General features: G+C 68.2%; 25 protein-coding genes and 1 tRNA gene. 15 read left to right on the top strand and 11 right to left on the bottom strand.

Annotation, left to right across the window (positions count from 1 at the left end; translation table 11 throughout):
- Positions 1-257: 257 nt before the first annotated feature.
- On the bottom strand, positions 258-1,325 hold the full coding sequence (locus ACP7C5_RS13420; RefSeq protein ID WP_354289261.1) for an acyl-CoA dehydrogenase family protein: 1,068 nt from the start codon (positions 1,323-1,325) through the stop codon (positions 258-260).
- A 109-nt stretch (positions 1,326-1,434) separates the two neighbouring features.
- Positions 1,435-2,652 carry an acyl-CoA dehydrogenase family protein gene (locus ACP7C5_RS13415; protein WP_426264645.1) on the bottom strand — a complete coding sequence of 406 codons (1,218 nt, stop codon included), beginning with the start codon at positions 2,650-2,652 and terminating at the stop codon, positions 1,435-1,437.
- Between the two features lie 339 nt (positions 2,653-2,991).
- Here ACP7C5_RS13415 and ACP7C5_RS13410 point away from each other — a divergent pair, with 339 nt between their 5' ends.
- Positions 2,992-4,218, top strand: a complete 1,227-nt coding sequence (locus tag ACP7C5_RS13410) for an MFS transporter (RefSeq protein WP_426264644.1) — start codon at positions 2,992-2,994, stop codon at positions 4,216-4,218.
- Positions 4,219-4,259: 41 nt separating this feature from the next.
- Positions 4,260-4,955 carry a glutathione binding-like protein gene (locus tag ACP7C5_RS13405; RefSeq protein ID WP_426264643.1) on the top strand — a complete coding sequence of 232 codons (696 nt, stop codon included), beginning with the start codon at positions 4,260-4,262 and terminating at the stop codon, positions 4,953-4,955.
- A 40-nt stretch (positions 4,956-4,995) separates the two neighbouring features.
- Here the strand turns inward: ACP7C5_RS13405 and ACP7C5_RS13400 are convergent, their stop codons facing one another.
- Entirely contained in the window at positions 4,996-5,610 is a 615-nt protein-coding gene (locus ACP7C5_RS13400) for a glutathione S-transferase family protein (protein ID WP_426264642.1), read from the bottom strand.
- Between the two features lie 99 nt (positions 5,611-5,709).
- Here ACP7C5_RS13400 and ACP7C5_RS13395 point away from each other — a divergent pair, with 99 nt between their 5' ends.
- From ACP7C5_RS13395 to ACP7C5_RS13370, 6 genes are all read left to right on the top strand, one after another.
- Positions 5,710-7,236, top strand: a complete 1,527-nt coding sequence (locus ACP7C5_RS13395) for a class I adenylate-forming enzyme family protein (protein WP_426264641.1) — start codon at positions 5,710-5,712, stop codon at positions 7,234-7,236.
- The gene (locus ACP7C5_RS13390) at positions 7,233-8,009 is read left to right on the top strand and encodes a thioesterase family protein (protein WP_426264640.1); all 777 of its coding nucleotides are present in this window, start codon (positions 7,233-7,235) and stop codon (positions 8,007-8,009) included. The genes ACP7C5_RS13395 and ACP7C5_RS13390 overlap by 4 nt, the downstream gene beginning before the upstream one ends.
- A gap of 307 nt (positions 8,010-8,316) precedes the next feature.
- Entirely contained in the window at positions 8,317-8,793 is a 477-nt protein-coding gene (locus ACP7C5_RS13385; protein ID WP_426264639.1) for an EF-hand domain-containing protein, read from the top strand.
- Between the two features lie 99 nt (positions 8,794-8,892).
- The gene (locus ACP7C5_RS13380; RefSeq protein WP_133186967.1) at positions 8,893-9,612 is read left to right on the top strand and encodes a response regulator; all 720 of its coding nucleotides are present in this window, start codon (positions 8,893-8,895) and stop codon (positions 9,610-9,612) included.
- 44 nt (positions 9,613-9,656) lie between these two features.
- The gene (locus ACP7C5_RS13375; RefSeq protein WP_426264841.1) at positions 9,657-10,967 is read left to right on the top strand and encodes a HAMP domain-containing sensor histidine kinase; all 1,311 of its coding nucleotides are present in this window, start codon (positions 9,657-9,659) and stop codon (positions 10,965-10,967) included.
- Positions 10,968-11,110: 143 nt separating this feature from the next.
- The gene (locus ACP7C5_RS13370; RefSeq protein WP_426264638.1) at positions 11,111-12,373 is read left to right on the top strand and encodes a class I SAM-dependent methyltransferase; all 1,263 of its coding nucleotides are present in this window, start codon (positions 11,111-11,113) and stop codon (positions 12,371-12,373) included.
- A gap of 155 nt (positions 12,374-12,528) precedes the next feature.
- Here the strand turns inward: ACP7C5_RS13370 and ACP7C5_RS13365 are convergent, their stop codons facing one another.
- Entirely contained in the window at positions 12,529-12,996 is a 468-nt protein-coding gene (locus tag ACP7C5_RS13365) for a GreA/GreB family elongation factor (protein ID WP_426264637.1), read from the bottom strand.
- Between the two features lie 79 nt (positions 12,997-13,075).
- Here ACP7C5_RS13365 and ACP7C5_RS13360 point away from each other — a divergent pair, with 79 nt between their 5' ends.
- Positions 13,076-14,935, top strand: coding sequence for an ABC-F family ATP-binding cassette domain-containing protein (locus tag ACP7C5_RS13360; protein WP_426264636.1), 1,860 nt, complete (start codon positions 13,076-13,078; stop codon positions 14,933-14,935).
- Between the two features lie 116 nt (positions 14,936-15,051).
- Entirely contained in the window at positions 15,052-15,432 is a 381-nt protein-coding gene (locus tag ACP7C5_RS13355) for a hypothetical protein (protein ID WP_189676717.1), read from the top strand.
- Here the strand turns inward: ACP7C5_RS13355 and ACP7C5_RS13350 are convergent.
- Positions 15,433-15,519, bottom strand: a tRNA-Leu gene (locus ACP7C5_RS13350). It abuts the gene before it with no gap.
- A gap of 187 nt (positions 15,520-15,706) precedes the next feature.
- On the opposite strand from ACP7C5_RS13350, the gene ACP7C5_RS13345 reads away from it, so the two are divergent.
- The gene (locus tag ACP7C5_RS13345) at positions 15,707-16,309 is read left to right on the top strand and encodes a DUF4337 family protein (protein WP_426264635.1); all 603 of its coding nucleotides are present in this window, start codon (positions 15,707-15,709) and stop codon (positions 16,307-16,309) included.
- On the opposite strand, the gene ACP7C5_RS13340 is transcribed toward ACP7C5_RS13345, so the two are convergent.
- Positions 16,287-16,487, bottom strand: coding sequence for a hypothetical protein (locus ACP7C5_RS13340; RefSeq protein WP_426264634.1), 201 nt, complete (start codon positions 16,485-16,487; stop codon positions 16,287-16,289). The genes ACP7C5_RS13345 and ACP7C5_RS13340 overlap by 23 nt on opposite strands.
- Positions 16,488-16,508: 21 nt before the next feature.
- On the opposite strand from ACP7C5_RS13340, the gene cobO reads away from it, so the two are divergent.
- Complete coding sequence (gene cobO / locus ACP7C5_RS13335; RefSeq protein ID WP_133186949.1) at positions 16,509-17,117, top strand: cob(I)yrinic acid a,c-diamide adenosyltransferase; 609 nt, start codon at positions 16,509-16,511, stop codon at positions 17,115-17,117.
- 124 nt (positions 17,118-17,241) lie between these two features.
- Here the strand turns inward: cobO and ACP7C5_RS13330 are convergent, their stop codons facing one another.
- Entirely contained in the window at positions 17,242-18,093 is an 852-nt protein-coding gene (locus ACP7C5_RS13330; protein ID WP_426264633.1) for an ABC transporter substrate-binding protein, read from the bottom strand.
- 99 nt (positions 18,094-18,192) lie between these two features.
- On the opposite strand from ACP7C5_RS13330, the gene ACP7C5_RS13325 reads away from it, so the two are divergent.
- On the top strand, positions 18,193-19,200 hold the full coding sequence (locus ACP7C5_RS13325; RefSeq protein WP_426264632.1) for a FecCD family ABC transporter permease: 1,008 nt from the start codon (positions 18,193-18,195) through the stop codon (positions 19,198-19,200).
- A complete protein-coding gene (locus ACP7C5_RS13320; protein ID WP_426264631.1) occupies positions 19,194-19,988 on the top strand; it encodes an ABC transporter ATP-binding protein in 795 nt (264 codons plus the stop codon). The genes ACP7C5_RS13325 and ACP7C5_RS13320 overlap by 7 nt, the downstream gene beginning before the upstream one ends.
- Before the next feature lie 108 nt (positions 19,989-20,096).
- On the opposite strand, the gene ACP7C5_RS13315 is transcribed toward ACP7C5_RS13320, so the two are convergent.
- Positions 20,097-21,104 carry a fumarylacetoacetate hydrolase family protein gene (locus ACP7C5_RS13315; RefSeq protein ID WP_426264630.1) on the bottom strand — a complete coding sequence of 336 codons (1,008 nt, stop codon included), beginning with the start codon at positions 21,102-21,104 and terminating at the stop codon, positions 20,097-20,099.
- A 161-nt stretch (positions 21,105-21,265) separates the two neighbouring features.
- Here ACP7C5_RS13315 and ACP7C5_RS13310 point away from each other — a divergent pair, with 161 nt between their 5' ends.
- Positions 21,266-22,423: an acyl-CoA dehydrogenase family protein gene (locus ACP7C5_RS13310; RefSeq protein WP_133186941.1), complete on the top strand. Its 1,158-nt coding sequence runs from the start codon at positions 21,266-21,268 to the stop codon at positions 22,421-22,423.
- A 12-nt stretch (positions 22,424-22,435) separates the two neighbouring features.
- On the opposite strand, the gene ACP7C5_RS13305 is transcribed toward ACP7C5_RS13310, so the two are convergent.
- From ACP7C5_RS13305 to ACP7C5_RS13295, 3 genes are read right to left on the bottom strand one after another with little or no spacing between them, the layout of a single operon-like run.
- Entirely contained in the window at positions 22,436-22,879 is a 444-nt protein-coding gene (locus tag ACP7C5_RS13305; RefSeq protein WP_426264629.1) for a c-type cytochrome, read from the bottom strand.
- Complete coding sequence (locus ACP7C5_RS13300) at positions 22,876-23,655, bottom strand: 3'(2'),5'-bisphosphate nucleotidase CysQ (RefSeq protein WP_426264628.1); 780 nt, start codon at positions 23,653-23,655, stop codon at positions 22,876-22,878. Before ACP7C5_RS13300 ends, ACP7C5_RS13305 begins: the two co-directional genes overlap by 4 nt.
- The gene (locus ACP7C5_RS13295) at positions 23,648-25,006 is read right to left on the bottom strand and encodes a TldD/PmbA family protein (protein ID WP_426264627.1); all 1,359 of its coding nucleotides are present in this window, start codon (positions 25,004-25,006) and stop codon (positions 23,648-23,650) included. The genes ACP7C5_RS13300 and ACP7C5_RS13295 overlap by 8 nt, the downstream gene beginning before the upstream one ends.
- Positions 25,007-25,196 lie beyond the last annotated feature (190 nt).

The raw sequence follows: 25,196 nt of genomic DNA, 5'->3' as shown, positions 1-25,196 counted from the left end.
GGCCCTAATGTCAAGCCGGATATGCGCGCAAATCGCCGCATTAGCGCATAAGTACTATCCCCTAAGGGTCCCCGCTTGGGCCGCGACGGCCAGAACCGATTCTCGAAACACCCGCGCGGGAGACGATCCGAACCAGGGTCGCACCGCGCCGCATTGCAAAAGGGCGGCGCCGCACCCACGTCAGAAAGCCGGCCACCGCCCTTTATCGTTGCAGGTCTGATAGATGCGGACGCGACGCGGCGCGCCCGCGTTGCGGCTCAGTAGCCGTTCAACCGCGCGAAACGCTCGCGGTGGAACGCCGCATTGCCCCACATCGCTTCGAGCACGCGCGCACGCTTGATGTAGAAGCCGGCGTCGTAATCGTCGGTCATGCCGATCCCGCCGTGGAGCTGGATCATCTCGCGGCTGACCAGATGGAGCGTGTCGCTCGCCACCGCCTTGGCGAGGCTGACCGCCTGGTCGATGTCGGACCGCCCGGCATCGATCGCCTCGAGCGCGCCTTCGACCGCCGAGCGCATCAGCTCGAGCTCGGTGAACATCTTCGCCATGCGGTGCTGCAGCGCCTGGAAGGTCGAGAGCTGCTGCCCGAACTGGACGCGCGTCTTGAGATAATCGTTGGTAGTGTTGAACGCCTGCTCGGCCATGCCGAGCATCTCGGCGCACACCGCCGCGGTCGCGCGATCGATGACCTGCGCGGTCAGCGAGGCGTCGCCCAGTTTCTCGGCGGGCGCGGCGTCGAACGTCACCTGCGCGTGGCTGCGCGAGTCGGCCATATGGCGCGGCGAGCGTGTCACGCCAGCGTCACCCGCGACGAGATAGAGGCCATCGACCGCCGCGACGACGAACACGCCCGCGCTGTCACCCTCGGCGACGAACGCCTTGGTGCCGCTGAGCTTGCCGTCAACGACGCTGGTCGCGATCTTCGCGGGATCGTGGACGGGACCCTCGTCGATCGCGAGCGTCGCGACGACCGCGCCGCTGGCGATCTGCGGCAGCCACTGCGCCTTCAGCGCATCCGACCCGCCCATCAAAATCGCGGTCGCCGCCGCCGAGGTCGACGCCAAAGGCGACGCCGCGAGGTTGCGACCGAGCTGTTCGAGCACCAGCCCGAGCGAGAGATAGCCGAATGCCGTGCCGCCATGCGCTTCGGGGATGACGATGCCCGGCAGGCCCATCTCGCCAAGCGTCGCCCAGGCCGCGGGATCATACCCCTCGGCCGGCGCCGCCGCGCGCATCTTGCGGAACGCGCTGACGGGCGATTGCTCGTCGGACCATTCGCGCACCATGTCGCGGAGCATCGTCTGTTCGTCGTTGAGTACGGCCATCGCGCTATCCCCTCGTCTGAATGGAAAACGGGGGAGGATGGCTTCAGCCATCCTTCACCCCGCCCCTCTCCGGCCCGCCGCGCGTCACACGCGGCAGCCTATCCTTGCATTACTGGTGGTCGAGCATCCCGAGGATGCGCTTCGAAATCACGTTGTTCTGGATCTCGGTCGATCCGCCGTAGATCGACACGGCCTTGCCCCACAGCCAGGTGCGCGTCTGGGTCAGCTCGTCCTCGCTGAAGCCCTCGCCTTCCCAGCCGAGCCCGGCCATCCCCATGATCTCGATCGACAGTTCGGCACGATCCTGCGTGATGCGCGCGCCGACATTCTTCATGATCGAGGTGGCGGCCGACGGCCCCTGGTTCGATTTCGCCTCGAGCGCCGCACGGCGCAGCGTCAGCGCGAAGGCGCGGCTGTCCATCTCGTGCCGCACGATCCGCATCCGCAAATCGCTGTCGGGAACGCGGCCCTTATCATCCTCGCCGCGATATTCCTTGGCGAGCTTCCCCATCGGATTGCCGGCGAACAGCCGCGACGCGCTGCCGCCACCCGACAGGCTGCTGCGCTCGTGCTGGAGCAAGCGCGTGCCGATTTCCCAGCCCTGCCCTTCGCGTCCGACGAGGTTTTCCTTGGGCACCTTCACGTTGGTGAAGAAGGTCTCGCAGAACGGCGACTGGCCCGAGATCATCGCGATCGGCCGGACTTCGACGCCGGGCGCGGTCATGTCGAGCAGCAGGAAGCTGATGCCGCCATGCTTCTGCCTCTTGTCGGTGCGGACGAGCGCGAAGCACTTGTCGGCCCATTGCCCTCCGCTCGTCCAGGTCTTCTGGCCGTTGACGATATAATGGTCGCCGGCATCCTCGGCGAAGGTCTGGACGTTGGCGAGGTCCGAGCCGGCATTGGGTTCGCTATAACCCTGGCACCAGCGCACCAGCCCCTTGGCGATCGCGGGGATATGCTCCTGCTTCTGCGCCTCATTGCCATATTCGAGCAGCGTCGGCCCGAACATCATCACGCCCATCCCGCCGATCGGGTTCCAGGCGCCCGCGCGCGCCATTTCCTCGTTGAGGACACGGATCTGCGCCTTGTCGAGCCCGCCGCCGCCATACGCCTTGGGCCAGCTCGGCACGCCCCAGCCCTTCTCGCCCATCGCCGCCTGCCACGCAGCTTGGTCGGGCGAAAGATCGGTCGGGCCCTCGAGCACCGACAGGCTGATGTCGTGACCCTTCAGAGATGCCGGGAAATTGGCGGCGAGCCATTCGCGCACTTCGGCGCGGAACGCGTCGAGCGGGGCTACTGGAGCGTCGAGTTCGGGCGCGGTTGCCATGAAAGCTATCCTTTCAGAAAGAATCTGAAGATCGGGTATGGCGGCGCGATACGACAGAATGAAGCCGATGGGAAGAGCGATTGATGCGATCGGCATGCGCATATCCTCTCCCGCAAGCGGGAGAGGCAACGGAGACTTGGGTCGCGCTCCTTCAGCGTGGCCCTAGTCGCAGTCGGTGAGGGCCCTCGTTTCCGGTGCCGAAAACACGCAGGCAAAAGAAGCCCCTCACCCAACCCTCTCCCGCAAGCGGGAGAGGGCTAAAGCGACGACGACCGACGCGAGAAGCGGTGTTTACCCTGCTCCAAATCGCGGTAAGCTCGTCGCAGGGGGAGCCAAACCATGCCGTTCGCCAACCGCGCCGTGCCGATCGTGCTCGCTGCCGTGCTGATCGACACGATCGGCTTCGGCATCGTGCTCCCAGTGCTACCGGCGCTGATCACCCGGCTCGGCCATGTCGAAATCGACGATGCCACCCGCATCGCCGGCTATATGCTCGTCGCCTTCGCGCTCGCGCAGTTAGTCGCGGGGCCGGTGCTCGGCAATTTGAGCGACCGGTTTGGCCGCCGCCCGGTGCTGATCGCCTCGATGCTCGCCTTCGGTGCCGACTACGCGCTGATGGCGCTCGCCCCGACGCTCGCCTGGCTGTTCCTCGGCCGCGCGATCGCGGGGGTGGCGGGCGCGGTCTATGGCCCGGCGTCGTCGGTGATCGCCGACGTCACCCCACCCGAAAAGCGCAGCGCGGCGTTCGGCTATGTCAGTGCGGCGTTCGGCATCGGCTTCGTGATCGGCCCCGCGCTCGGCGGGCTGATCGCCGGACTCGGGCCGCGCGCACCGTTCATCGCCGCCGCGATGCTCGCCTTCGCCAACGCCGCGGCAATGGCGTTTGCGATGCCCGAATCGCTCGCGCGCGAGCATCGCCGCCCGTTCCGCTGGCGCGACGCGCATATCGTCGGCGCGTTCAAGCCGTTGTTCGAAAATCGCAGCGCGGTCCCGCTGCTGATCGTCTGCGTCCTGTGGCAGCTCGCGCACATGGTCTACCCCGCGACCTGGGCGTTCTGGGCGACGATCCGCTTCGCCTGGAGCCCCACCGCGATCGGGCTGAGCCTTGCCTATGTCGGGCTGGTGATGGCGCTGGTGCAGGGCCTGCTCGTCGCGCCGGTGATCGGGCGGATCGGCGACCGGCGCGCGCTGGTGATCGGCCTCGCGACAGGGGCGAGCGGTTTCCTCGCCTTCGCCTTCATCACCGCGGGATGGCAGGCCTATGCGATCATGCTGTTCGCCGCGCTGTCGGGCTTTATCGGCCCGGCGATCAACGGCCTGCTGTCGCGAATGGCGGGCCCCGATCGGCAGGGCGCGTTGCAGGGCGGGCTCGCGAGTCTGGGCAGCGTCGCCGCGATCGTCAGTCCGCTGCTAATGACGCAGACGCTCGCCGCCGGGGTCGAGCACGGCTTTCCCGGCGCCGCCTTCCTGCTCGCCGCAGCGCTTGCGGCATGCGCGCTCGGCGTCGTCGCGTGGAAAGTGACCAGCCGTGCGCCGGCTGCGACCGCGGCAGTTGCGGACGCGTAACGGCTCTCCCATCTGGAGCGCGACACCACAGGAGCAAGCGCATGATCGACCTGCATTATTGGCCCACCCCGAACGGCCACAAGATCACGCTGTTCCTCGAGGAAGCCGGGGTCGAGTATCGCATCGTGCCCGTCAACATCGGCGCGGGCGCGCAGTTTCAGCCCGATTTCCTCAAGATCGCCCCCAACAACCGCATGCCCGCGATCGTCGACCATGATCCCGCCGCTGGTGGCGAGCCGATCGCGATCTTCGAATCGGGCGCGATCCTGCTCTACCTCGCCGACAAATACGGCAAATTCATCGGCACCGACCTGCGCAGCCGCACCGAGACGGTGCAGTGGCTGATGTGGCAGATGGGTGGCCTCGGACCCATGCTCGGCCAGAACCACCATTTCAGCGGCTATGCGCCCGAGAAGATCCCCTACGCTATCGACCGCTACGTCAACGAGACCAACCGGCTGTACGGCGTGCTCGACCGCCGGCTCGCGGGCCGCGACTTCATCACCGGTGAATATTCGATCGCCGACATGGCCTGCTACCCGTGGATCGTGCCGTACGAGCGCCAGGGCCAGACGCTCGAGGATACGCCCAATCTCAAGCGCTGGTTCGACGCGATCGCCGCGCGGCCCGCGACCGTCGCCGCTTATGCCAAGGGCGCGGCGATCAGCGAGAACAAGCCGATGACCGAGGAAGCCAAGAAGGTGCTGTTCGGGCAGACCGCGAAGGTGCTCGGGTAAGACGCCTCCCCCCGGCCTCAAGCCGGGGGGACCGCAAGCCTTACGCGCTGGCGCTCGGGCGGGCACTCGCCCGGGCATGCCAGTCGCGCAACGCGCCCAGTTCCTCGGGCACCGCGATCCCCACGAACCCCGCGAAATCGATCGTCGTCAGCAGCACGATATCCGCGATCGAATAGTCCGCTCCGTCGAGCCACGCGCCCCCGGTCAGCGCAGCATCGAACTCGCGCATCGCCTCGAGCACGCGCGGCCGCTGCGTCTCGCCATAATCGGGGAATTGCGGCTTGACGACGCGCGCGGTGAACGGGTGGGTGTGCAGCCACACCTGCGTCAACGGCGACCCCATCCGCAATTCGACGCGCCGCAGCGCTTGCTCGACCGCAGCCGCGCCGCGCGCGCCTTGGCCGAACATGGCGGGCTCGGGATGAAGACATTCGAAGTAGCGACAGATCGCGATGCTCTCGGTGATCACGCTGCCGTCGTCGAGCTCCAGTGCAGGGATCTGCCCGAGCGGATTGACCTTGAGGAACGCCGCGCCCTTATGCTCCATGTCGCGGATCGACAGCGTCGTGCTCGGCACGCTCAAGCCCTTTTCGGCAAGATAGATCCGCACGCGCCGCGGATTGGGCGCTGGGTTGGCGGCGTCGTAGAACAGCATGATGGCATCCCCCCAAATCTATTTTCGAAGATCGCGTATGGCGTTTTTCCGTCAGCTAGACTAGCGAATCGAAGCCATGGACTTGCAAAAAGAGACACGATGACCGCTGCCGAGATGCTTGCCGGCGACTTCGCCGCGCTGCCCGACCTGATCCGCGCGCACGCGGCCGAGCAAGGCGACAAGGTCGCACTCGCCGAGGCCGACGGCGAGCTCGATTATGTCAGCCTCGACGCGCTGATGGACCGCATCGCCGCGGCGCTCCAGCGTGACGGCGTGGCACAGGGTCAGGCGGTCGCGATCGTCGCCTCGGCCAGCATCGATTATGCCGCGGTGTTTCTCGGCGCGCTCCGCGCCGGCTGCCTCGCAACGCCCCTCGCGCCTTCGGGCACGCCCGAAAGCATCGTCGCGATGATCGCCGATTGCGCCGCGCCGATCACCTTCGTCGATGCCGACGCGGCGACAGCGCTCGCCGACCAGCACATCCCCGGCAAGCTCGTCCGCCTCAAATCGCTCGGCAGCTGGCTCGCGCCCGAAGGCGCGCGCCCCGCGCCCGTCACGATCCGGCCCAAAGACGGCTTCAACATCATCTATTCGTCGGGCACCACCGGCACGCCGAAGGGCATCGTCCAGAGCCACGCGATGCGCTGGGCGCATATCAGCCGCAACGAAGCCGCGGGCTTTGCGAGTGCGGTGACGATGATCGCCACCCCGCTTTACTCGAATACCACGCTCGTCAGCTTACTGCCGACGCTCGGCTGGGGCGGCACCGTCGTGTTGATGAAGAAGTTCGACGCGCGCGGCTATCTCACGCTCGCCGAGCGCCACCGCGCGACGCACACCATGCTCGTGCCGGTCCAATATCAGCGGCTGATGGCGCTCCCCGATTTCGACAGCTTCGACCTCGCGAGCTTCCGCTTCAAGACCTGCACCTCGGCACCCTTCTCCGCCGCGCTGAAGGCCGACGTCCTCGCACGCTGGCCCGGGTTGCTCGTCGAATATTACGGGATGACCGAAGGCGGCGGGACGTGCCTGCTCGTCGCGAACGGCTTTCCCGACAAGCTCCACACCGTCGGTCGACCGATCGAGGGCCATGACATCCGCCTGATCGACGACGACGGCAACGAAGTCCCGCAAGGCGAGATGGGCGAAGTCGTCGGCCGCTCGCCGGCGATGATGACGGGCTATCACGGCCGCAGCGACGCCACCTCCGCCGCCGAATGGTACGACGCCGAGGGCAACCGCTACATCCGCCACGGCGATGTCGGGCGCTTCGATGCCGACGGCTTCCTCACCTTACTCGACCGCAAGAAAGACCTGATCATCTCGGGCGGCTTCAACATCTATCCGACCGATCTCGAAGCGGTGCTGCGCACGCATCCCGCGGTCGCCGATTGCAGCGTGATCGGCGTTCCGTCCGAGGCGTGGGGCGAAACGCCGGTCGGCTTCTACGTACCGCATACCGGGGTCGATGCGAGCATCACGGAGATCCTCGACTGGACCAACGCCCAGCTCGGCAAGACGCAGCGGCTGTCGGCGCTCCACGCGATCGACGAGTTGCCGCGCAGTGCGATCGGCAAGGTGCTCAAGCGCGACTTGCGCGATCGTCTGGCGGAGACCGCAGCATGACGCCGATCCGCGAAATCCTCGCCGCCGCGACGCCGATCGAGGGCGGCTTCAGCGCACAGATCCCGAGCGACTGGCTGCAGGGCCGCACCGCCTATGGCGGCCTGTCGAGCGCGCTCGCGCTCCACGCCGCGCAGGGGATCGAGCCCGATCTGCCACCGCTGCGCTCGGCGCAAGTGTCGTTCATCGGGCCGCTGTCGGGCGACGTGCGCGTCACCGCGACCAAGCTGCGCCGCGGCCGCACCGCCGCCTTCATCCAGGCCGATATCGTCTCCGACGCCGGGCTCGGCTATCGCGCGGTGTTCGTGTTCATGGCCGAACAGCCGTCGCGCGTCGCGCTCAGCGGCGGGCTCGCCGCCACGCTGCCGCCGCCTGCAGCGGATGCAAAACTCTATACCGGTCCCGACGAATTCTTCACCGGCAACTTCAACTTCCTCGATCTCAAGGCCGAAGCGCCGGGCGAGGCCGAATGGCTGCGCTGGGCGCGGCTGCGCGATTATGCGGGGATCGACCCGATGGTCGAAGTGCTCGCGCTCGCCGACGCGCTCCCGCCCGCGGCGTTCAAGCTGTTCGGCAAGGAGTTCGTGCCGTTGAGTTCGGTGACGTGGATCGTCAATCTCCTCACGCCGACGCCCGCGACGACCGACGGCTGGTGGCTGCTCTCGGCAGAGTCGCAGCATGCGGTCAATGGCGGATCGAGCCAGACGATGATGCTGTGGAACGCCGACGGCGTGCCGATCGCGCAAGGCATGCAGAGCGTCGCGATCTTCGGATAGGGCGCGCCGCACCGCCTTCTCCTCCCCTCCCTGGAAAGGAGGGGTTGGGGGTGGGTCGGCCTAATGCTGGCGTCGACTTCTCCACGGGCCGACCCACCCCCGGCCCAGCGTTGGGTCGGTCGTGCCCCCGGCACGACCTGAACAGTGCGGGGCACTGTTCACCCAACGCTCTTCCAGGGAGGGGAGAAGCGTTGCGACAAATTGCGACACTTTGCCGCATCTTCCGGCACAGCGACGCGACAGATCGCCGCGCATAACCGGCGTCAAGGAACGGCGCCCCGCCCAGCCAGCACAGGAGTTTACCGCCATGTCCCTCACGCGCTTCTTCGTCGCGACGACGGTCGCCGCGCTCGCCACCGCCGCTGCGGTGGCACAAGGCGGCGGCGGCATGTTCCGCACCGCCGACAGCAATGGCGACGGTGTGATCTCGCGCGCCGAGGCCACCGCCGAGGCGACCACGCGCTTCACCGCGATGGATGCCAACAAGGACGGCTTCCTCACCACCGACGAAATGAAGGGCCCGGGCGCCCGCATGATGACGCGCGGCGACACCGACGGCGACGGCAAGATCTCGCGCGCCGAATTCCTCGCGCAGGCCGACACGCGCTTCAACCGGATCGACGCCAACAAGGACGGCCAGATCTCGCGCGAAGAGCTCACCGCCTGGATGGACCGCGCGCGCGCGATGCGCCCCGGCGGTCCCGGTGGCCGCGCCGATCCCGCCGACGCGATCGCGCCGCCACCGGCGCCCCCTTCCCCCGCGCCAGCCGCGCCGGGCAACTGATCCGGGCCTTTTCCCCTTGGCCCGGACGCCGGGCGAGCCTCCCCCTGCTCGCCCGGCATCCCCTTTCAAGAGCGCCACACCATGCTAAGCAGCGAACCGATGGGAGACACGCCGCATCTGTTGCTCGTCGACGACGAACGCTCGATCCGTGAACCGCTCGCGCAATATCTGACGCGGCAGGGTTTCCGCGTGACACAAGCCGGCGACGCCGAGGGCGCGCGCGCGCGGATGACGGCCTATGCGATCGACCTCGTCATCCTCGACATCATGATGCCCGGCGAAGACGGCCTGTCGCTCACGCGCCACATCCGCGAGAGCGGCGAAGTCCCCGTCATCCTGCTCACCGCGCGGACCGAAGAGACCGACCGTATCGTCGGGCTCGAAATGGGCGCCGACGATTATGTCGTGAAGCCCTTCTCGCCGCGCGAGCTGGCGGCGCGCGTCAAGGTCATCCTGCGACGTGCGGCGGCGGGCGGAACGCGCCAGCATGCGCCCGAAAGCGGATCGTTCGCCTTTGCCGGCTGGGTGCTCAAGTCGGGCGAGCGCACGCTGGTCGACCGCGAGGGCGTTTCGGTGCCGCTCTCGACCGGCGAGTACAATCTGCTCCACGCGCTCGTCACGCGCCCGCGCCAGGTGCTGACGCGCGACCAGTTGCTCGATTTGACGCAAGGCCGCGAGGCCGCCGCGTTCGACCGTGCGATCGACAACCAGATCAGCCGGCTGCGCCGCAAGATCGAGGCCGACGCCAAGGCGCCCGAGCTGATCAAAACGGTGTGGGGCGGCGGCTATACGCTCGCCGCCGAAGTGACGCGCCTTTGAGGATCACGCGCCTGCGGGCGATCCCGCGCAGCCTCTCGGGGCAGATGGCGCTGCTCATCGCGATCGCGCTGTTCGTCGCGCAGGCGATCAATTTCACGCTCGCGCTGCAGGACCGCCGCCGCGCGCGGCTCGACCAGGCGACCGGTCCGGTGGTCACGCGAATCATCGATGCCGACGAGCGGATCGCCGCGGGGCGGCGCGTCGGCGGCGGTTCGGGCTGGAGCCGGATCCATCTCGCGCCGCGCTCGCCGATCCAGCCCGGCGGCGAGCATGTCGCCGAAGTCGAAACCGCGCTTCGCGCCGCGCTTGCCGAGGCCGGGGTCAAGGCGTCGCGCATCCAGACGCAAGTCCTGCCGATCCAGCGCAACGATCCGCGGCTGCGCTATGTCAGCGCACAGCGCGTCGATCGTCTGCTGCGCGGCGGCGCCGAGCTGCAAGTCGCGGTCGAGCGCCCGGGCGGACAGTGGTTCGTGCTCAACCTTCCGTGGACGCGCGACGATTCGGATATTTTCTGGCGGCTGATGGCGCAGACCGCGATCCTCTACATCGTCGTGCTGGTGCCGTTGCTGTGGGCCGGGCGGCGGATCTCGCGGCCGTTGCGCGGGCTTGCCGAGGCAGCGCGCAGCTTCCAGCCGGGTGCCAAGACCGACCCCGTCCCCGCCGCCGGGCCGCAGGACGTGCGCGACGTGATCGCAGCGTTCAACGCGCTCCGCTTGCGCGTCACTGCGATGCTCGACGAGAAGGACCGGATGCTCGGCGCGATCGGGCATGATCTGCGCACCCCGCTCGCCTCGCTGCGCGTCCGCGTCGAATCGGTCGATGACGATGCCGATCGCGCCAGGATGGCCGAGACGATCGCCGAGATGAACCGGATGCTCGACGACATCCTGTCGCTCGCGCGGCTCGGCCGCCCGAGCGAGCCGCCGACCGAAGTCGATCTCGCGGCTTTGGTCGATGCCGTCGTCGAGGATTTCCGCGAAATCGGCCACGAGGTCGTGTTCGAGGAAAGCGAGCGCATCCGCATGCGGCTGCGCCCCGGCCTGATGCGCCGCGCGCTGCGCAACCTGATCGAGAATGCGCTGAAATATGCCGGCGCGGTCGAAGTCAGCGTCACCGCGAGCGCGCAGTCGGTCGCGATCCTGGTGTGCGATCGTGGCCCCGGCATTCCCGCCGACCGCCTCGGCGACGTGTTCGAAGCGTTCACGCGGCTCGAGACGTCGCGCAACAAGGCGACCGGGGGCATCGGCCTCGGTCTCGCGCTCGCCCGGACGATCGTGCGCGATGCCGGCGGCGACATCACGCTCGCCAATCGCGACGGCGGCGGGCTGGTCGCCCGGATCACGCTCGCGCGGTGATCAGCGGCGTACGCCGCCTTGCGCGGGCCAGCCGAGACGGGCACGGTTGATCCAACCAGCCCGCGCCTGACCTTCGCCGCGCCGCCCGTCGGGTGCCGCGACGCGCCAGGCGACAAGGTGTCAGAGTATGGAGCGTATGTGCGATGTGGCTGTTCGACCGGTTCGCGAAAAATCTCGTCAAGCGCGGCGAACTGACGATCATCGATGCCGATGGCACGCGCTATCACTACGGCACGCCCGATCCCGCGTTCCGCCCCGTCACGCTGCGCTTCGCCGACAAGAACGTCGCGACCTATATCGCGCGCCATCCGCGGCTCGGTGCCGCGCTCGCCTGGATGGACGGGCGGCTGCTCGTCGATAACGACGACATCGCCGGGATGATCGACCTGATCCGCGGCAACGGCCGCTGGGAAGACGGCCGCAGCACGATCGGCACCAAGAACCCGGTCAAGCTCGCCTGGGCGGCAAGCACCGCGCGACTGCGCCAGCTCAATCGCATCGGCAAGTCGAAGCAGAACGTCGCGCATCATTACGATATCGGCGACCGGCTCTACGATCTCTTCCTCGACGCCGACCGGCAATATAGCTGCGCCTATTTCACCGACGAGGATAACACGCTCGAACAGGCGCAGCTCGACAAGAAGGCGCATATCGCCGCCAAGCTGCAGTTGCGGCCCGGCCAGCGCGTGCTCGATATCGGCTGCGGCTGGGGCGGGATGGCGCTGTATCTCAACCGCGTCGCCGACGTCGACGTGCTCGGCATCACGTTGTCGGAGGAACAGCTCAAGACCGCCCGCCGCCGCGCCGAGGAAGCCGGCGTCGCCGATCGGGTGAAGTTCGAGCTGATCGACTATCGCGAGTTGACCGGGCGGTTCGACCGGATCGTCTCGGTCGGGATGTTCGAGCATGTCGGCGTGCCCAACTACCGCACCTTCTTCCACAAATGCCGCGCGTTGCTCGAGGAGGACGGCGTGATGCTGCTCCACACGATCGGGCGGATGGGCGGCCCCGGCCAGACCGATCCGTTCACCGCCAAGTATATCTTCCCCGGCGGCTACAACCCGGCGCTGTCCGAGATCGTCGGCGCGAGCGAATCGGTGCGGCTGATCGCTGCCGATGTCGAGACGCTGCGCGTCCATTACGCGCTGACGATCCGCCACTGGTATGATCGCGCCGTCGCCAACCGCGACAAGATCGAGGCGATGTTCGATGCGCGCTTCTACCGGATGTGGGTGTTCTACCTCGCCGGGGCGATGGCGGCGTTCAAGCATGGCGTGATGTGCAACTACCAAGTGCAACTGATCCGCGACCGCCGCGCGCTGCCGCTGACGCGGGAGTATATGGCGGAGGCTGAGGCGGCGTTGCAGGCGGGTCAGGTGAAGGTCCCGGAGCCAGTTTTGCGCTGATCGGGAGACCACACGCCCCCTCCGCCGTCACCCCGGGCTTGTCCCGGGGTCCACTGGGATGCACCCATGGCCCCGGCATTTCACGCCGCATGGTGGACTCCGGGACAAGCCCGGGGTGACGGGTTTGGACTGCGCGAAAGGCTCGCGTCCGCCGACTAGGCTACGTCCGTCACCGCGACGGCAATCACCTCGATCGCCTCGTCCTTCCCCGCGAAATCGACCCGCTCGCCGACCTCCGCACCGATCAGCGCACGCGCGAGCGGGGCCTGATAGCCGATCTTGCCCGCCGCCGGATCGGCTTCGTCGCCGCCGACGATCTCGACGCTGCGCTCGACGCCGTTCAGCCGATAGGTCACGCGGCTTCCGATGCCGACCTCACCCTCTGCGGGCGCCGCGACCTCCTCGGCGGTCGTCTGGCGCGTGTGCCAGTAGCGGAGCTCGCGCAGCACCGCGTCGCGGTCCTCAGCCGACGCGCCCGCTACCGCCGCTTCGAGCTCCAAAACCTTCGCCCCGATCAGCGCCAACCCGCGCGGCGTCACCAGGTTCGGTCCCGGCGCGATCGGCCGTTCGAACTTGGGTTCCAGATGTTCTTCGTCGCTCTCGCGGCGGAAGGCGACGCTCATTCAGGCTCTCCACAGGCTTTGTTGCACAACGTCGTGGCGGACACTTGGGTGCAACGCAACAATCTGCTACGGGCCGCCGATGCTGAATATCAATGGTATCACGGTGCGCCTCGATGGGCGCGCGATCCTCGACGGTGCGAGCGCGGCGCTGCCGCCCAAGAGCCGCGTCGGGCTGATCGGGCGCAACGGCGCCGGCAAGTCGACGCTCATGAAGGTCATGATCGGCCAGCTCGAGCCCGATCTCGGCGAGATCGAGATGCCGCGCGGCACGCGCATCGGCTATATCGCGCAGGAAGCCCCCTCGGGAACGACCACCCCGGTCGAAGCCGTGCTCGCCGCCGACACCGAGCGCGCATCGCTGCTCGAAGAGGCCGAGACTTGCCAGGATCCCGACCGCATGGGCGTGATCTACGAGCGCCTCACCGCGATCGACGCCTATACCGCCCCTGCCCGCGCCGCGCGCATTCTGGTGGGCTTGGGCTTCGACGAGGAAATGCAGGGTCGCCCGCTCGATTCCTACTCGGGCGGCTGGAAGATGCGCGTCGCGCTTGCAGCGCTGCTGTTCTCCGAGCCTGACCTGCTGCTGCTCGACGAGCCATCGAACCATCTCGATCTCGAAGCGACGCTGTGGCTCGAGAACTTCCTCAAATCCTACCCGGCGATGATGGTCGTCATCAGCCACGAGCGCGATCTGCTCAACAATGTGGTCGACACGATCCTCCATCTCGAGGGCGGCAAGGTCCATCTCTACACCGGCGGTTACGACAGCTTCGAGCGCCAGCGCGCCGAACGCGTCGCGCAGCTCGCCGCCGCCAAGGCCGCGCAGGATACGCAAAGGGCAAAGCTCAGCGAATATATCGCCAAGAACTCGGCCCGCGCCTCGACCGCCAAGCAGGCGCAGAGCCGCCAGAAGATGCTCGCCAAGATGCAGCCGATCGCCTCGATGGCCGAGGATCCGACGCTGTCGTTCGAATTCCCGTCGCCAGAGGAACTCCGCCCGCCGTTGATCACGCTCGACATGGCGGCGGTCGGTTACGCGGAAAAGCCGATCCTCCAGCGGCTCAACCTGCGGCTCGATCCCGACGACCGCGTCGCGCTGTTGGGACGCAACGGCAACGGCAAGACCACGCTCGCGCGCCTGCTCGCGGCGCAGCTCCCGACGATGGACGGCGCGATGAACGCCAGCGGCAAGATGCGCGTCGGCTATTTCACGCAGTATCAGGTCGAGGAACTCGACGGCGACGACACCCCGCTCGAGCACATGACGCGGATGATGTCGGGCAAGACTCCCGGCGCGGTGCGCGCGCAGCTCGGCCGCTTCGGCTTCTCGGGCGTCAAGGCGACGCAGAAGGTCGGCAAGCTCTCGGGCGGCGAACGCGCGCGGCTCGCGCTCGCGCTCATCACGCGCGACGCGCCGCACATGCTGATCCTCGACGAGCCGACCAACCATCTCGACGTCGATGCACGCGAAGCGCTAGTCCAGGCGCTCAACGCCTATGACGGCGCCGTCATCCTCGTCAGCCACGACCGCCACATGGTCGAGCTCACCGCCGACCGGCTCGTGCTGGTCGATAACGGCACCGCCAAGGAATATGCCGGCAGCATGGAGGATTATATCGCCTTCGTGCTCTCGGGCGACGGCGGCGGCGAAGGTGCCAAGACCAAGGCCGCCAAGAAGGACGACAAGCCGCAACTGAGCGCCGCCGCGGTCGCGCTGCAGAAGAAGGCGCACGAGGCCGAGGCGCTCGTCGCCAAGCTGACCAAGCAGCGCGATGCGATCGACCGCGCAATGCTCGATCCGAGCACCGCCGAAGCCTGGCTCGCGCGACTGTCCCCCGCCGATCTGGTCAAGCAACACGCGCAGATTTCGAAGAAGCTCGACACTGCCGAAGCGGCTTGGTTCGAGATCAGCGAGTCGCTGGAGATGGCAGCCGCTTAACCTGGCTTGTTTACCTTTCTTTACGGAATGATAACGATCCTGCCTGCGAAAGGCGGGAATCTTCCTGTCGTGTCGTCTATCGATTGACGTAGATCATGTTCGGGGAGGCACCACCTATGAAACTCTCGCCACCACTGCGCGCGCGGCTCATCGCAGCCCGGCTCGATATCGCAGCACGCAGCGGCGCCAGCACGCGCGATTGGTCCGACGATCAGAGCCTCTCGGCGCTGAGCCTCGTCGCTGGCGGCCACAGTGTGGCGGATGCGGTGGCGATCGTGCTCGGCGATGCCGTGCTCGAGGATGGCCTGGTCGATTACAATCCGGGATGCGCGTGGATCGACTTTGCACTCGCCAAGCGCAAGCGCACCCCGGCCGAAGTCGAACGCATCGTTTCGCAATGGGAGAGCCAGAGCTTCGACCAGCCCGAAATCACCGCAGCGCACGTCGTCGATCTCGGACGTTCCACCGCAGCGCAGACCGGGCGCGCCTTGTTCTGATGGTGCGGGCGGTCGGGCTCGAACCGACACTCCGATTAAGGAACGGGATTTTGAGTCCCGCGCGTCTACCAATTTCACCACGCCCGCTTGGCCGATCGAGGCGGTGCACCCGCACCCGTTCGGCGAAGCGCAGGCCTATAAGCGACGCGTCCGGCGATTTCCAGCGCGATTGTTGCAGAATGTCGGCGCGCTCGATCATGACAGCGAATTCACGCGGGTCGCGCGGCGCATTGCTCGTAGAAGGCACGGCTTCGCTCTCACCCGGAACCGTCTCATGGTCGAAGCTGTCGACGCAAAAGAACTGATCGACGACGCCATCGAGCGCGCCGAGGCCGAACGCGATGCGGGCGAGCGGGTCGAGCGCGCCGCCGAGCGCAGCTTTCGCGACCGCGTGTCGCTGATGGTCGGCGGTTTCGCGGTAAGCTTGGCGGTGATCCACATGGCCGCGGCGGGCAGCGCGCGCGAAAGCCTGTTGAAGGGCATCGAGGCGTCGGACACCTTCGCCTATATGCAAGCCAAAATCGTGCGCGAGACGGTGCTCAAGACCGCCGCGCACGGCGGCGGTGGCGCTCCCGCCGATCGACGCGACTGGGCCGCCGAGGCCGCTCGCCTTCGGGCGCCCGACGCAGCGGGCCACGGCATCGGCCAACTCCAGGCCAAGGGCGATGCCTTGCGCGCGGAAGGCGCGCATGCCGCGCGCGCCGGCGAAGGCTATGAACTCGGCGAGACCGCACTCCAGCTCGCGATCGTCCTGCTGTCGATCGCGCTGATCGCGCGCTCGCGCCCGATCGTGTTCGGGGCGGCCTGCCTCGCGGCGATCGGCGTGGCGACGGCGATCGCGACAGCGTTCGGCGTCACCTTGCCGTGGGTCGCCTAGCCGCCCGGATGAAATCCGCGTCACGAAGCGCCCGGAAGGCTTTGGCGGCGGCGGCGAGGAGAATGTCGTGATCAACAATTGCGGCGATGACGACGACGATCGCGGCAGCTGGTGAACGCAACGGCGCGCACGCTTTGGCTTTGGCGTCGCGCGCCGCGATGCGGTACCCGATCCGCATCTCATCCCCCGGAGCACCCTGATGGCCGAACGGACCGACGCAGAGCACAATGCCAAGATGGCGCGGATCAAGGTCGCGCGCGACAAGCTCGTCGACAGCAAGACGCAGGAAAAGGGCCTGCTGATCGTCCACACCGGCAACGGCAAGGGCAAGACCTCGGCCGCGCTCGGCATGGTGGTCCGCGCGATCGGCCACGGGATGAAGGTCGGCGTCATCCAGTTCGTCAAGGGCGCGTGGGAGACGGGCGAGAAATCGGTGTTCGACCGCTTCCCCGACCTGATCGAATTCAAGCCGATGGGCGAAGGCTTCACCTGGGACACGCAGGACCGCGCGCGCGACATCGCGGTCGCGCGCGAAGGCTGGGACGAGGTCAAGCGGATGATCGCCGATCCGTCCTATGCGATGGTGGTGGCGGACGAGCTCAACATCATCCTGCGCTACGACTATCTGCCGGTCGAGGAAGTGCTCGAAGTGCTCGCGGCGAAGCCCGCCGACACGCACGTCGTCGTCACCGGCCGCAACGCGCCGCAAGCGCTGATCGACATGGCCGATCTCGTCACCGAGATGACGCTGGTGAAGCACCCTTTCCGCGAGCAGGGCGTGAAGGCGCAAAAGGGGATCGAGTTTTAGGAGTTACCCCTAACGTCACCCCGGCCCTGTGCCGGGGCCCACCGTGCCGCGATAGCTGCGGGAACAGGCTTGGCCTCCCGGTGGACCCCGGGACAAGCCCGGGGTGACAAGGCGCGGCGCAGCGTCAGCGCCGCCGCGCCACTGCCCGGTCCACCCCGCGCACCTGCGCGGCAAGCGAAGCGACCGCATCCGCAAACGCCGGGCTTCCACATACGGTTTGCGCCTGCTCGATATACAGATGCCGTGCCGCCGGCACCGCGGTATCGAGCAAGGGATGATGCAACGCCGCGGTCCCGCGATCGGCAACCGCGCGCGTCCCCGTCTCGAGGATCAGGAAATCGGGCCGCGCGAGCGCCATCTCCTCGAGCGACAGCTGCGACAGCGCCGGCCGCCCGAGCCGCCCCGCCAGATTGACCAGCCCGACCCGCGCGAACATCTCGTCGACGAGCGTTCCTGTCCCCGTCAGATACCCCTGCCGCTGATAATAGGCCGCGACGCGCCCGCGCCCCGGCGGCGGCCCGACCGCCGCGAGCGCGCGCCGCATCTGCGCGATCATCCGCGTGCCGCGCTCGGGATGGCCGACCGCCGCCGCAAGCGTGGTGATCGACGCCTCGATCGCCGCCACCCCCTCGCCGCGCGGCAGCTCGAGCAGCGTCAGCCCCTGCGCCTTGAGCGGCGCGAGCACCGCGCGCGTCTGGAACGGCGCGCCGATCACGAGGTCAGGCCGCAGCGCCATCACTTCCTCGGCGCTGCGATGCGTAAACGGCAGGTCGCGCGCTTGCCGGGCGATTGCCGAAAGCTCGGGATCGCGCGCCCATTCGGTCAGCGCGACGATCTGGTCCCGATCCGCCAACCCGACGAGCAATTGGTCGGCGCACAGATTAAGCGAGACGATCCGCCGCGGCACCGGTGCGGGACGCGCCGCGCCCAGCAGCACGAGGCTTGCGAGGGCCAGCACGATCCGAGAGCTCCGCACGTTCGATTTCCTTCGCTTTCGCTCGCCGCCCGGCTACGGCTGGGACGAGGCGCCCCGACCATGCGCGACGGGCCCGACCGATCCTGAGCGAGGTCTGCCGTGCCGAACCTTCTGCCCGCGCGCAATGCCGTGTGGCTTCTCCCGCTGCTGCTGGCGCTCGCGATCGTCGCGGGGATCGCCTCGCTGCTCGTCGGGCCGGCGCAGCTGTCGCTCGCCGCGCTGTGGGCCGCGCTGACCGGCCACGGCGATCCGATCGTCCGCGCGATCCTGTTCCAGCTCCGCTTGCCGCGCGCGCTGCTTGGGCTGCTGGTCGGCGCGATGCTCGGCATGGGGGGCGCGTCGATGCAGGGCTATCTGCGCAATCCGCTCGCCGATCCGGGGGTGCTCGGGGTGTCGGGTGTCGCCGCGCTCGGCGCGGTGATCGCGATCTACTGGCAATTGGCGACCGCGCATCCGTTCGTGCTGCCGCTGCTCGCGATCACCGGCGCCTTGCTGTCGCTGCTCCCACTGATGTGGCTGTCGCGGCGCGGCGAGAGCACGCTGAGCCTGATCCTCGCAGGCGTCGCGGTCGCGACAGTATCGGGTGCCGGGATCAATCTCGCGCTCAACCTCGCGCCCAATCCGTTCGCGGCGATGGAAATCACCACCTGGCTGCTCGGCAGTCTCGAGGATCGCAGCTTCGGCGATGTGTGGATCGCGCTGCCGTGCGTCGCGATCGGCATGACGCTGCTGTTGTGGGACGGGCGCGCGCTCGATGCGCTGTCGCTCGGCGAGGATGCGGCGCGCACGCTCGGCGTCGATCTCGCGCGTGTCCGGCTGCGGCTGATGCTCGGCATCGCGATCGGGATCGGCGGGGTAGTCGCCGTCGCGGGGAGCATCGGATTCGTCGGGCTGATCGTCCCGCACCTCGTCCGCCCGCGCACCGATCGCAGCCCGTCGGCGATCCTCATCCCCTCGGCACTCGCCGGCGCGGCGCTGTTGACGCTCGCCGATCTCGGCACGCGGCTCGTGCCGACGTCGGCGCCGCTCAAGCTCGGCGTGCTGACCGCGTTCCTCGGCGTGCCGGTGTTCCTCCATTATCTGCTGCGGGAGCGCCGCTTGTGGTGACGATCGCGACCCAGGCGCTGTCGGTCGAGCTCGGCGGACGCCGCGTGCTCGACGCGGTCGACGTAACGCTCGAGCAAGGCGCGCTGATCGGCGTGATCGGCCCCAACGGCGCGGGCAAATCGACGCTGGCGCGCGCGCTGCTCGGGCTGCTACCGCCCGCAGCGGGGCGCGTGACGATCGACGGCGCCGACGTGGCGACGCTCGGCAGCGCGCAGATCGCGCGCCACATCGCCTATCTGCCGCAAGCCTATGCGCTGCACTGGCCGCTCAGCGTCGCACGGCTCGTCGGGCTCGGGCGGTTGCCGCATCTCGGGCCGTTCTCGCGGATCGGTGCGCTCGATCAGGCCGCCATCGACGCCGCTTTGCGCGATACCGGCACCGCGCATCTCGCCGATCGCACCGCGACCGATCTGTCGGGCGGCGAGCGCGCGCGCGTCATGCTCGCGCGCGCGCTTGCGACCGGCGCGCCGGCGCTGATCGCCGACGAGCCGCTTACTGCGCTCGATCCCGGGCATCAGCTCGACGTGATGGCGCTGCTCCGCGCTCAGGCCCGCGGTGGCGCGCTGATCGTCGTGGTGCTGCACGATCTGTCGATCGCGGCGCGCTTCTGCGATCGCTTGCTCCTGCTGGACCGTGGGCGGCTCGTCGCCGACGGAACGCCCGATGCCGTTCTGACCGACGCAGCGCTCGCGAGCGTTTACGGTATCACCGCCTGGCGCGGGACGACGGGGGAGCAACCGCTGCTGCTCCCGTACGAGCGGATCGCGGCACCGACCCGCGCGCACTGATCTCGCGCAGCCTTTGCCAGGACGCCGCCCCTGCCCGTTCGGGCTGAGCCTGTCGAAGCCCCCCTCACCCACGCAAGCGGATGGGGGGTCGTCGCGACACCCTGCGCGTTACGCCGCGCCGACCGTCTGCTCGATCACACCGAAGATCGGATGATGCTTGTCGTCCTCGGCCCAGATCCGCACGGTGTCGCCGGCCTTGAGGAACCCCGTGCTCGGCGCGCCGCCGACGATCGTCTCGACCGTGCGCAGCTCGGCCAGACACGCATAGCCGACGCCGCCCGCGCTGATCGCCTTGCCCGGCCCGCCATCGGCGTCGCGGTTCGACACGGTGCCCGACCCGACGATCGTCCCCGCCCCCAGCGCGCGCGTCTTGGCGGCGTGGGCGATCAGCGTGCCGAAATCGAAGGTCATGTCCGCCCCCGCCGCGACGCGCCCGAACGGCTGCCCGTTGAGATCGACCATCAGCGTGCGGTGGAGCTTGCCCTCCTGCCACCAGTCGCCAAGCGAATCGGGCGTGACGAACACCGGCGAGAAGGCGCTCGCGGGCTTCGATTGAAAGAAGCCGAAACCCTTCGCCAGTTCACCCGGGATCAGGTTGCGAAGCGACACGTCGTTGGTCAACCCGACCAACCGAACCGCCGCCAGCGCGTCCTCGCGGCTTGCACCGAGCGCCACGTCGCCCGTCACGACGACGACTTCGCCCTCGAAATCGCAGCCCCAGCTTTCGTCGGCGAGCGGGATCGCGTCGCGCGGCCCCAGGAACCCGTCCGACCCGCCCTGGTACATCAGCGGATCGTGCCAGAAGGTCTCGGGCATTTCGGCACCACGCGCCTGCCGCACCAGCGCGACATGGTTCACATAGGCCGAGCCATCGGCCCATTGATACGCGCGCGGCAACGGCGCCGCCGCCTTGTGTTCGTGGAAGCGCTGCATCGGGATCGTCTCATGCTCGAGATCGATCGCGAGGTTCTGCAGATCGGGCAGCACGCGGTCCCAATCGTCGAGCGCCGCCTGCAGCGTCGGCGCGATGTGGCCGGCATCGGCGTACCAGGCGAGATCGTTCGATACGACGACGAGCTTGCCGTCACGCCCGGATTTGAGGCTGGCCAGTTTCACATGCGCTCTCCTACAATTTCGCCAACCATAGCCCCCTTCGTCATTCCCGCGAAAGCGGGAATCCCGCTTTCGTGCGGATGACGCGAGGGATTGACGCTCGCGTAAAGACACCGCACACCGTCAAAAAACGCGTTGCAACGTGAAACCTAGGAGAGTCCGAAATGTCCTCGCTCGACACCGTCGCCGGCCGCTTTGCCTATACCGAGGATCATGAGGCGTTCCGCCAGACCGTCCGCCAGTTCCTCCAGAAGGAGGGCGTTCCGCACGTGACGCAGTGGGAGGAGGACCGCCTCGTCCCCAAGGATTTCTGGCGCAAGGCGGGCGAGATCGGCATGCTCTGCCCGACCGCGCCCGAGGCGTATGGCGGGCTCGGGCTCGATTTCGGCTATAACGCCATCGTCGACGAGGAAATGGCGTATAACGGCGTCCCTGCGGGCTTCTCGCTCCAGTCGGACATCGTCGCTGGCTATATCGAGACCTATGGCTCCGAAGAGCAGAAGGCGCAGTGGCTCCCCAAGATGGTGTCGGGCGACGTGATCACCGCGATCGCGATGACCGAGCCGGGCACCGGCTCCGACCTCCAGGCGATCCGCACCACCGCGAAGAAGGACGGCAACCACTACGTCATCAACGGCTCGAAGACGTACATCACCAACGGCCAGAACACCGATTTGACGCTCGTCGTCGCCAAGACCGATCCCGACGCCAAGCCCGCTTGGAAGGGCATGTCGATCATCCTCGTCGAAAGCGACCGCGCAGGGTTCAGCAAGGGCCGCAAGCTCGACAAGATCGGGCAGGAAGCCGCCGACACGTCCGAGTTGTTCTTCGAAGACGTCCGCGTGCCGATGACCAATTGCCTCGGCGAAGAGGGCAAGGGCTTCATCTATCTGATGAGCCAGCTGCCGCAGGAACGCTTGTCGATCGCGGTGTCGGTCCAGGCGTCTGCGCAAAAGGCGTTCGACGAGACGGTCGAGTTCACCAAGACGCGCAAAGCGTTTGCCGGGATGGTGTTCGATTTCCAGAACACCCGCTTCGTGCTCGCCGATCTCAAGGCCAAGCTGCAGGTCGGCTGGGCGCATCTCGACTGGGCGATCGCGCGGCATTTGAAGGGCGAGCTGACCAACGAGGAAGGCGCTGCCGCCAAGCTGTGGCATACCGACCTGCAATGGGAAGTGATGGACGCTTGCCTCCAGCTCCACGGCGGCGCGGGCTATATGAACGAATATCCGATCGCGCGGGCCTGGCGCGCGGCGCGCGTCACGCGGATCTTCGGCGGCACCAACGAGATCATGAAGGAGTTGATCGGGCGCTCGCTATAGCGGGCGCCACCATCAGCGCTGCGTCTGCAGATAGGCGATCACGTCGGCGCGATCGAGCGGATCGGCCAGCCCGGCAAACCCCATCGCGGTGCCGGGCACCAGCCGCTTGGGGTTGGTGAGCCAGGCATCCATCCGCTCGGGCGTCCAGCGCCCGCCGAACGCCTGCAGCGCGCCGGTATAGGGAAAACGCGGCCGGCGGTTTGCGACTTCGGCGCCCATCACGCCGAACAGGTTCGGCCCGCTCCGGTCGGCGGCGTCGCGGCCGATCGAATGGCACGCGGTGCACTGGCCGAATACCGTCTCGCCCGCCGACGCGCTCGCGACGCGCAATAGCGCCGCGGGCGACGGTGAAGGCCCGGCGGAGCGGCGGCGCGCTTCCTTGTCGTCGCCCGACGAACAGGCTGTCAGCACGAGCGCGACGGCACCTACCAACAGCGCCGGGCCAAACCGCCTCACGCCGACAACCTCCGCGCGCGATCGCGCAACCGCGTGACCGCGGCGGCGTGGATCCCGGGGGTCGTCGCAAGCACGCCGAACGCCTGCGCACTCGGCGTGTTGAAGACGAGCGGCGCGCCGAACGCGTCGGTCACGCTGGCGCCCGCTTCGGCGGCGATCAGTGCCGCCGCCGCGATGTCCCATTCATAGCCCCAGCGCAGGGTGGCCACGAGATCGGCCTCGTCCGCCGCGACCATCGCGATCCGCAAAGCGATCGAATTGGGCTTGGCGACCACGACCAGATCGCTGTCCACCTTGGGCAAACCGTCGGTCGGCACGCGCGACCCGCTGAACTCGCGCCGGTCACCAACGCGGATCGGAACGCCGTTGCGTGTCGCGCCCTGCCCCAGCGCCGCGCGGAAAATGTCGCCGCGCGCGGGCGCATCGAGCACGCCGATTGTCACGCGGCCCTGCTCGACCAAGGCAACCGACACCGCCCAGCCATCGCGCCCGCGGATATAGTCGCGCGTGCCATCGATCGGATCAACCACCCACACCCGCCCGCAGGCCAGCCGGTCGGCATTGTCGGCGGTCTCCTCGGACAGCCATCCCGCATCGGGCAACAGCGCCGAGAGCCGCGCATGGAGCAGCGTGTTGACGTCGAGATCGACCTGGCTGACCGGATCGTTGGGCGCCTTTTCCCAGCGATGGAAATCGGTCCGCCAATGCCGCAGCGCGAGCGCGCCCGCCTCGGCCGCGACCGCTGCTACCGCATCGGCGAGTCCCGCCTCAGCCACTCGCCACCGTCATCCCGTCGATGCGGATCGTCGGCACGTTGATCCCGTAGCGGAACTCGAGATCGTTCGCGGGGGTCAGCTCGCGGAACATGTCCTTCAGATTGCCCGCGATGGTGAATTCGGCGACCGGCCCGGTGACCACGCCGTTCTCGATCCGGAAGCCCGCGGCACCCCGGCTGTAGTCGCCCGTCACGCCGTTGACGCCCATCCCGATCAGCTCGGTGACGAGCACGCCGCTCACGATGTCCGCAATCAGCGTCGCGGGCGGAAGGTCGCCCGCCGCCATGTGGAGGTTGCTCGTCGACACGCCCGGCGCACCGCCGACACCGCGCGCAGCGTGGCCCGTCGGCTCGAGCCCCAATTGCCGCGCCGATGCGCTGTCGAGCAGCCAATTCTCGAGCATCCCCGCCTCGATGATCGCCATCGGCGACACCGGCAGCCCCTCGCCATCGAACGGCCGCGAGCGCAGCCCGTGCGGCAGATGCGGATCGTCGAGCACCGTGACGCCGCTCGAAAACACTTGCGTGCCGAGCGCATCGAGCAGGAAGCTCGTCTTGCGCGTGATCGCCTGGCCCGCAATCGCGCCGATCAGATGCCCGAGCAAGCTCGACCCGACGCGTGGATCGAACACCACGCTCATCGGACCGCTCGCGAGCCGCCCGGGATTGACGCGCGCCACCGCACGGTTGCCCGCGCGCGTGCCGATCTCGGTCGGGTCCTCGAGCGCGCGGCGGTGGCGCTTCGAGCTATAGGCGTAATCGCGCACCATCGCGCCGCCCTCGCCGGCGAGTACGCTCGCCGACAGGCCATAGCCCGTCGTCGCATAGGCGGCGGCAAATCCGTGGCTGGTGGCGAGCGCCCAGATCGAGCGCGCCGCGCTCGCCGATCCGCCTTCGCTGTTGGTGACGCCCGGCACCGCACGCGCGGCATCCTCCGCCGCTTGCGCCGCATCGCGCAACGCGGTCGGCGAGGCTTCCTCGCCGCCGTGCGCGAGATCGTCGAGATCGAGCAGCGGCGGCGCGCCGTGCATCAGCCGGTCGGCGGGGGCAAGCCCGGCCCAGGCGTCCTCGGGCGCCTCGCCCGCCATCGCCACCGCGCGCTCGACCAGCGCGGCGAGCGCATCGGCCGACAGGTCCGAGGTCGAGACGCTCGCCGAGCGCTTGCCGACGAACACGCGCAGGCCGAGCTCGGCGCTTTCCGAGCGCCCGACATCCTCAAGCGCACCAAGCCGCACCGCGACATCGAGCGAGGTATCGGCGGCATAGACCGCATCGGCTGCATCGGCGCCCGCTGCCTTGGCACGAGTGACGATATCGGCGGCGCGATCGCGGGCTTGGTCTGGGGTCAACATGCCTGCGGACTTAGGTGCGGGCGGCCACGCGTGCAACCTTCGCTGCTCCCCTCCCCTTCAGGGGAGGGGCTGGGGGTGGGGCAGCGGCGGGGCGGGGGCGCATGCCCCGCCGGCGCGTCGGCCCCGGCGGACCCCCCGCCGCCCGACCCCCCCCCCCGCAGCCCCCCCCAAACGCGGGGGGGAGGAGGAG

Source organism: Sphingomonas sp. PWP1-2 (assembly GCF_049898305.1).
GTDB lineage: Bacteria > Pseudomonadota > Alphaproteobacteria > Sphingomonadales > Sphingomonadaceae > Sphingomonas > Sphingomonas glacialis.
The sequence above is the reverse complement of the archived record's forward strand: the minus strand, read 5'-3'. Positions and strand labels throughout refer to the sequence as shown.

Bases quoted from the DNA above. Each gene is read 5' to 3' on its own strand.
- ACP7C5_RS13295 (WP_426264627.1), bottom strand. From the start codon at position 25,006: ATGTTGACCCCAGACCAAGCCCGCGATCGCGCCGCCGATATCGTCACT.
- ACP7C5_RS13355 (WP_189676717.1), top strand. From the start codon at position 15,052: ATGAAACTCTCGCCACCACTGCGCGCGCGGCTCATCGCAGCCCGGCTC.
- ACP7C5_RS13380 (WP_133186967.1), top strand. From the start codon at position 8,893: ATGGGAGACACGCCGCATCTGTTGCTCGTCGACGACGAACGCTCGATC.
- ACP7C5_RS13375 (WP_426264841.1), top strand. From the start codon at position 9,657: ATGGCGCTGCTCATCGCGATCGCGCTGTTCGTCGCGCAGGCGATCAAT.
- ACP7C5_RS13310 (WP_133186941.1), top strand. From the start codon at position 21,266: ATGTCCTCGCTCGACACCGTCGCCGGCCGCTTTGCCTATACCGAGGAT.
- ACP7C5_RS13420 (WP_354289261.1), bottom strand. From the start codon at position 1,325: ATGGCCGTACTCAACGACGAACAGACGATGCTCCGCGACATGGTGCGC.
- ACP7C5_RS13390 (WP_426264640.1), top strand. From the start codon at position 7,233: ATGACGCCGATCCGCGAAATCCTCGCCGCCGCGACGCCGATCGAGGGC.
- ACP7C5_RS13360 (WP_426264636.1), top strand. From the start codon at position 13,076: ATGCTGAATATCAATGGTATCACGGTGCGCCTCGATGGGCGCGCGATC.
- ACP7C5_RS13345 (WP_426264635.1), top strand. From the start codon at position 15,707: ATGGTCGAAGCTGTCGACGCAAAAGAACTGATCGACGACGCCATCGAG.
- ACP7C5_RS13410 (WP_426264644.1), top strand. From the start codon at position 2,992: ATGCCGTTCGCCAACCGCGCCGTGCCGATCGTGCTCGCTGCCGTGCTG.
- cobO (WP_133186949.1), top strand. From the start codon at position 16,509: ATGGCCGAACGGACCGACGCAGAGCACAATGCCAAGATGGCGCGGATC.
- ACP7C5_RS13395 (WP_426264641.1), top strand. From the start codon at position 5,710: ATGACCGCTGCCGAGATGCTTGCCGGCGACTTCGCCGCGCTGCCCGAC.
- ACP7C5_RS13400 (WP_426264642.1), bottom strand. From the start codon at position 5,610: ATGCTGTTCTACGACGCCGCCAACCCAGCGCCCAATCCGCGGCGCGTG.
- ACP7C5_RS13365 (WP_426264637.1), bottom strand. From the start codon at position 12,996: ATGAGCGTCGCCTTCCGCCGCGAGAGCGACGAAGAACATCTGGAACCC.
- ACP7C5_RS13385 (WP_426264639.1), top strand. From the start codon at position 8,317: ATGTCCCTCACGCGCTTCTTCGTCGCGACGACGGTCGCCGCGCTCGCC.
- ACP7C5_RS13370 (WP_426264638.1), top strand. From the start codon at position 11,111: ATGTGGCTGTTCGACCGGTTCGCGAAAAATCTCGTCAAGCGCGGCGAA.
- ACP7C5_RS13415 (WP_426264645.1), bottom strand. From the start codon at position 2,652: ATGGCAACCGCGCCCGAACTCGACGCTCCAGTAGCCCCGCTCGACGCG.
- ACP7C5_RS13405 (WP_426264643.1), top strand. From the start codon at position 4,260: ATGATCGACCTGCATTATTGGCCCACCCCGAACGGCCACAAGATCACG.
- ACP7C5_RS13340 (WP_426264634.1), bottom strand. From the start codon at position 16,487: ATGCGGATCGGGTACCGCATCGCGGCGCGCGACGCCAAAGCCAAAGCG.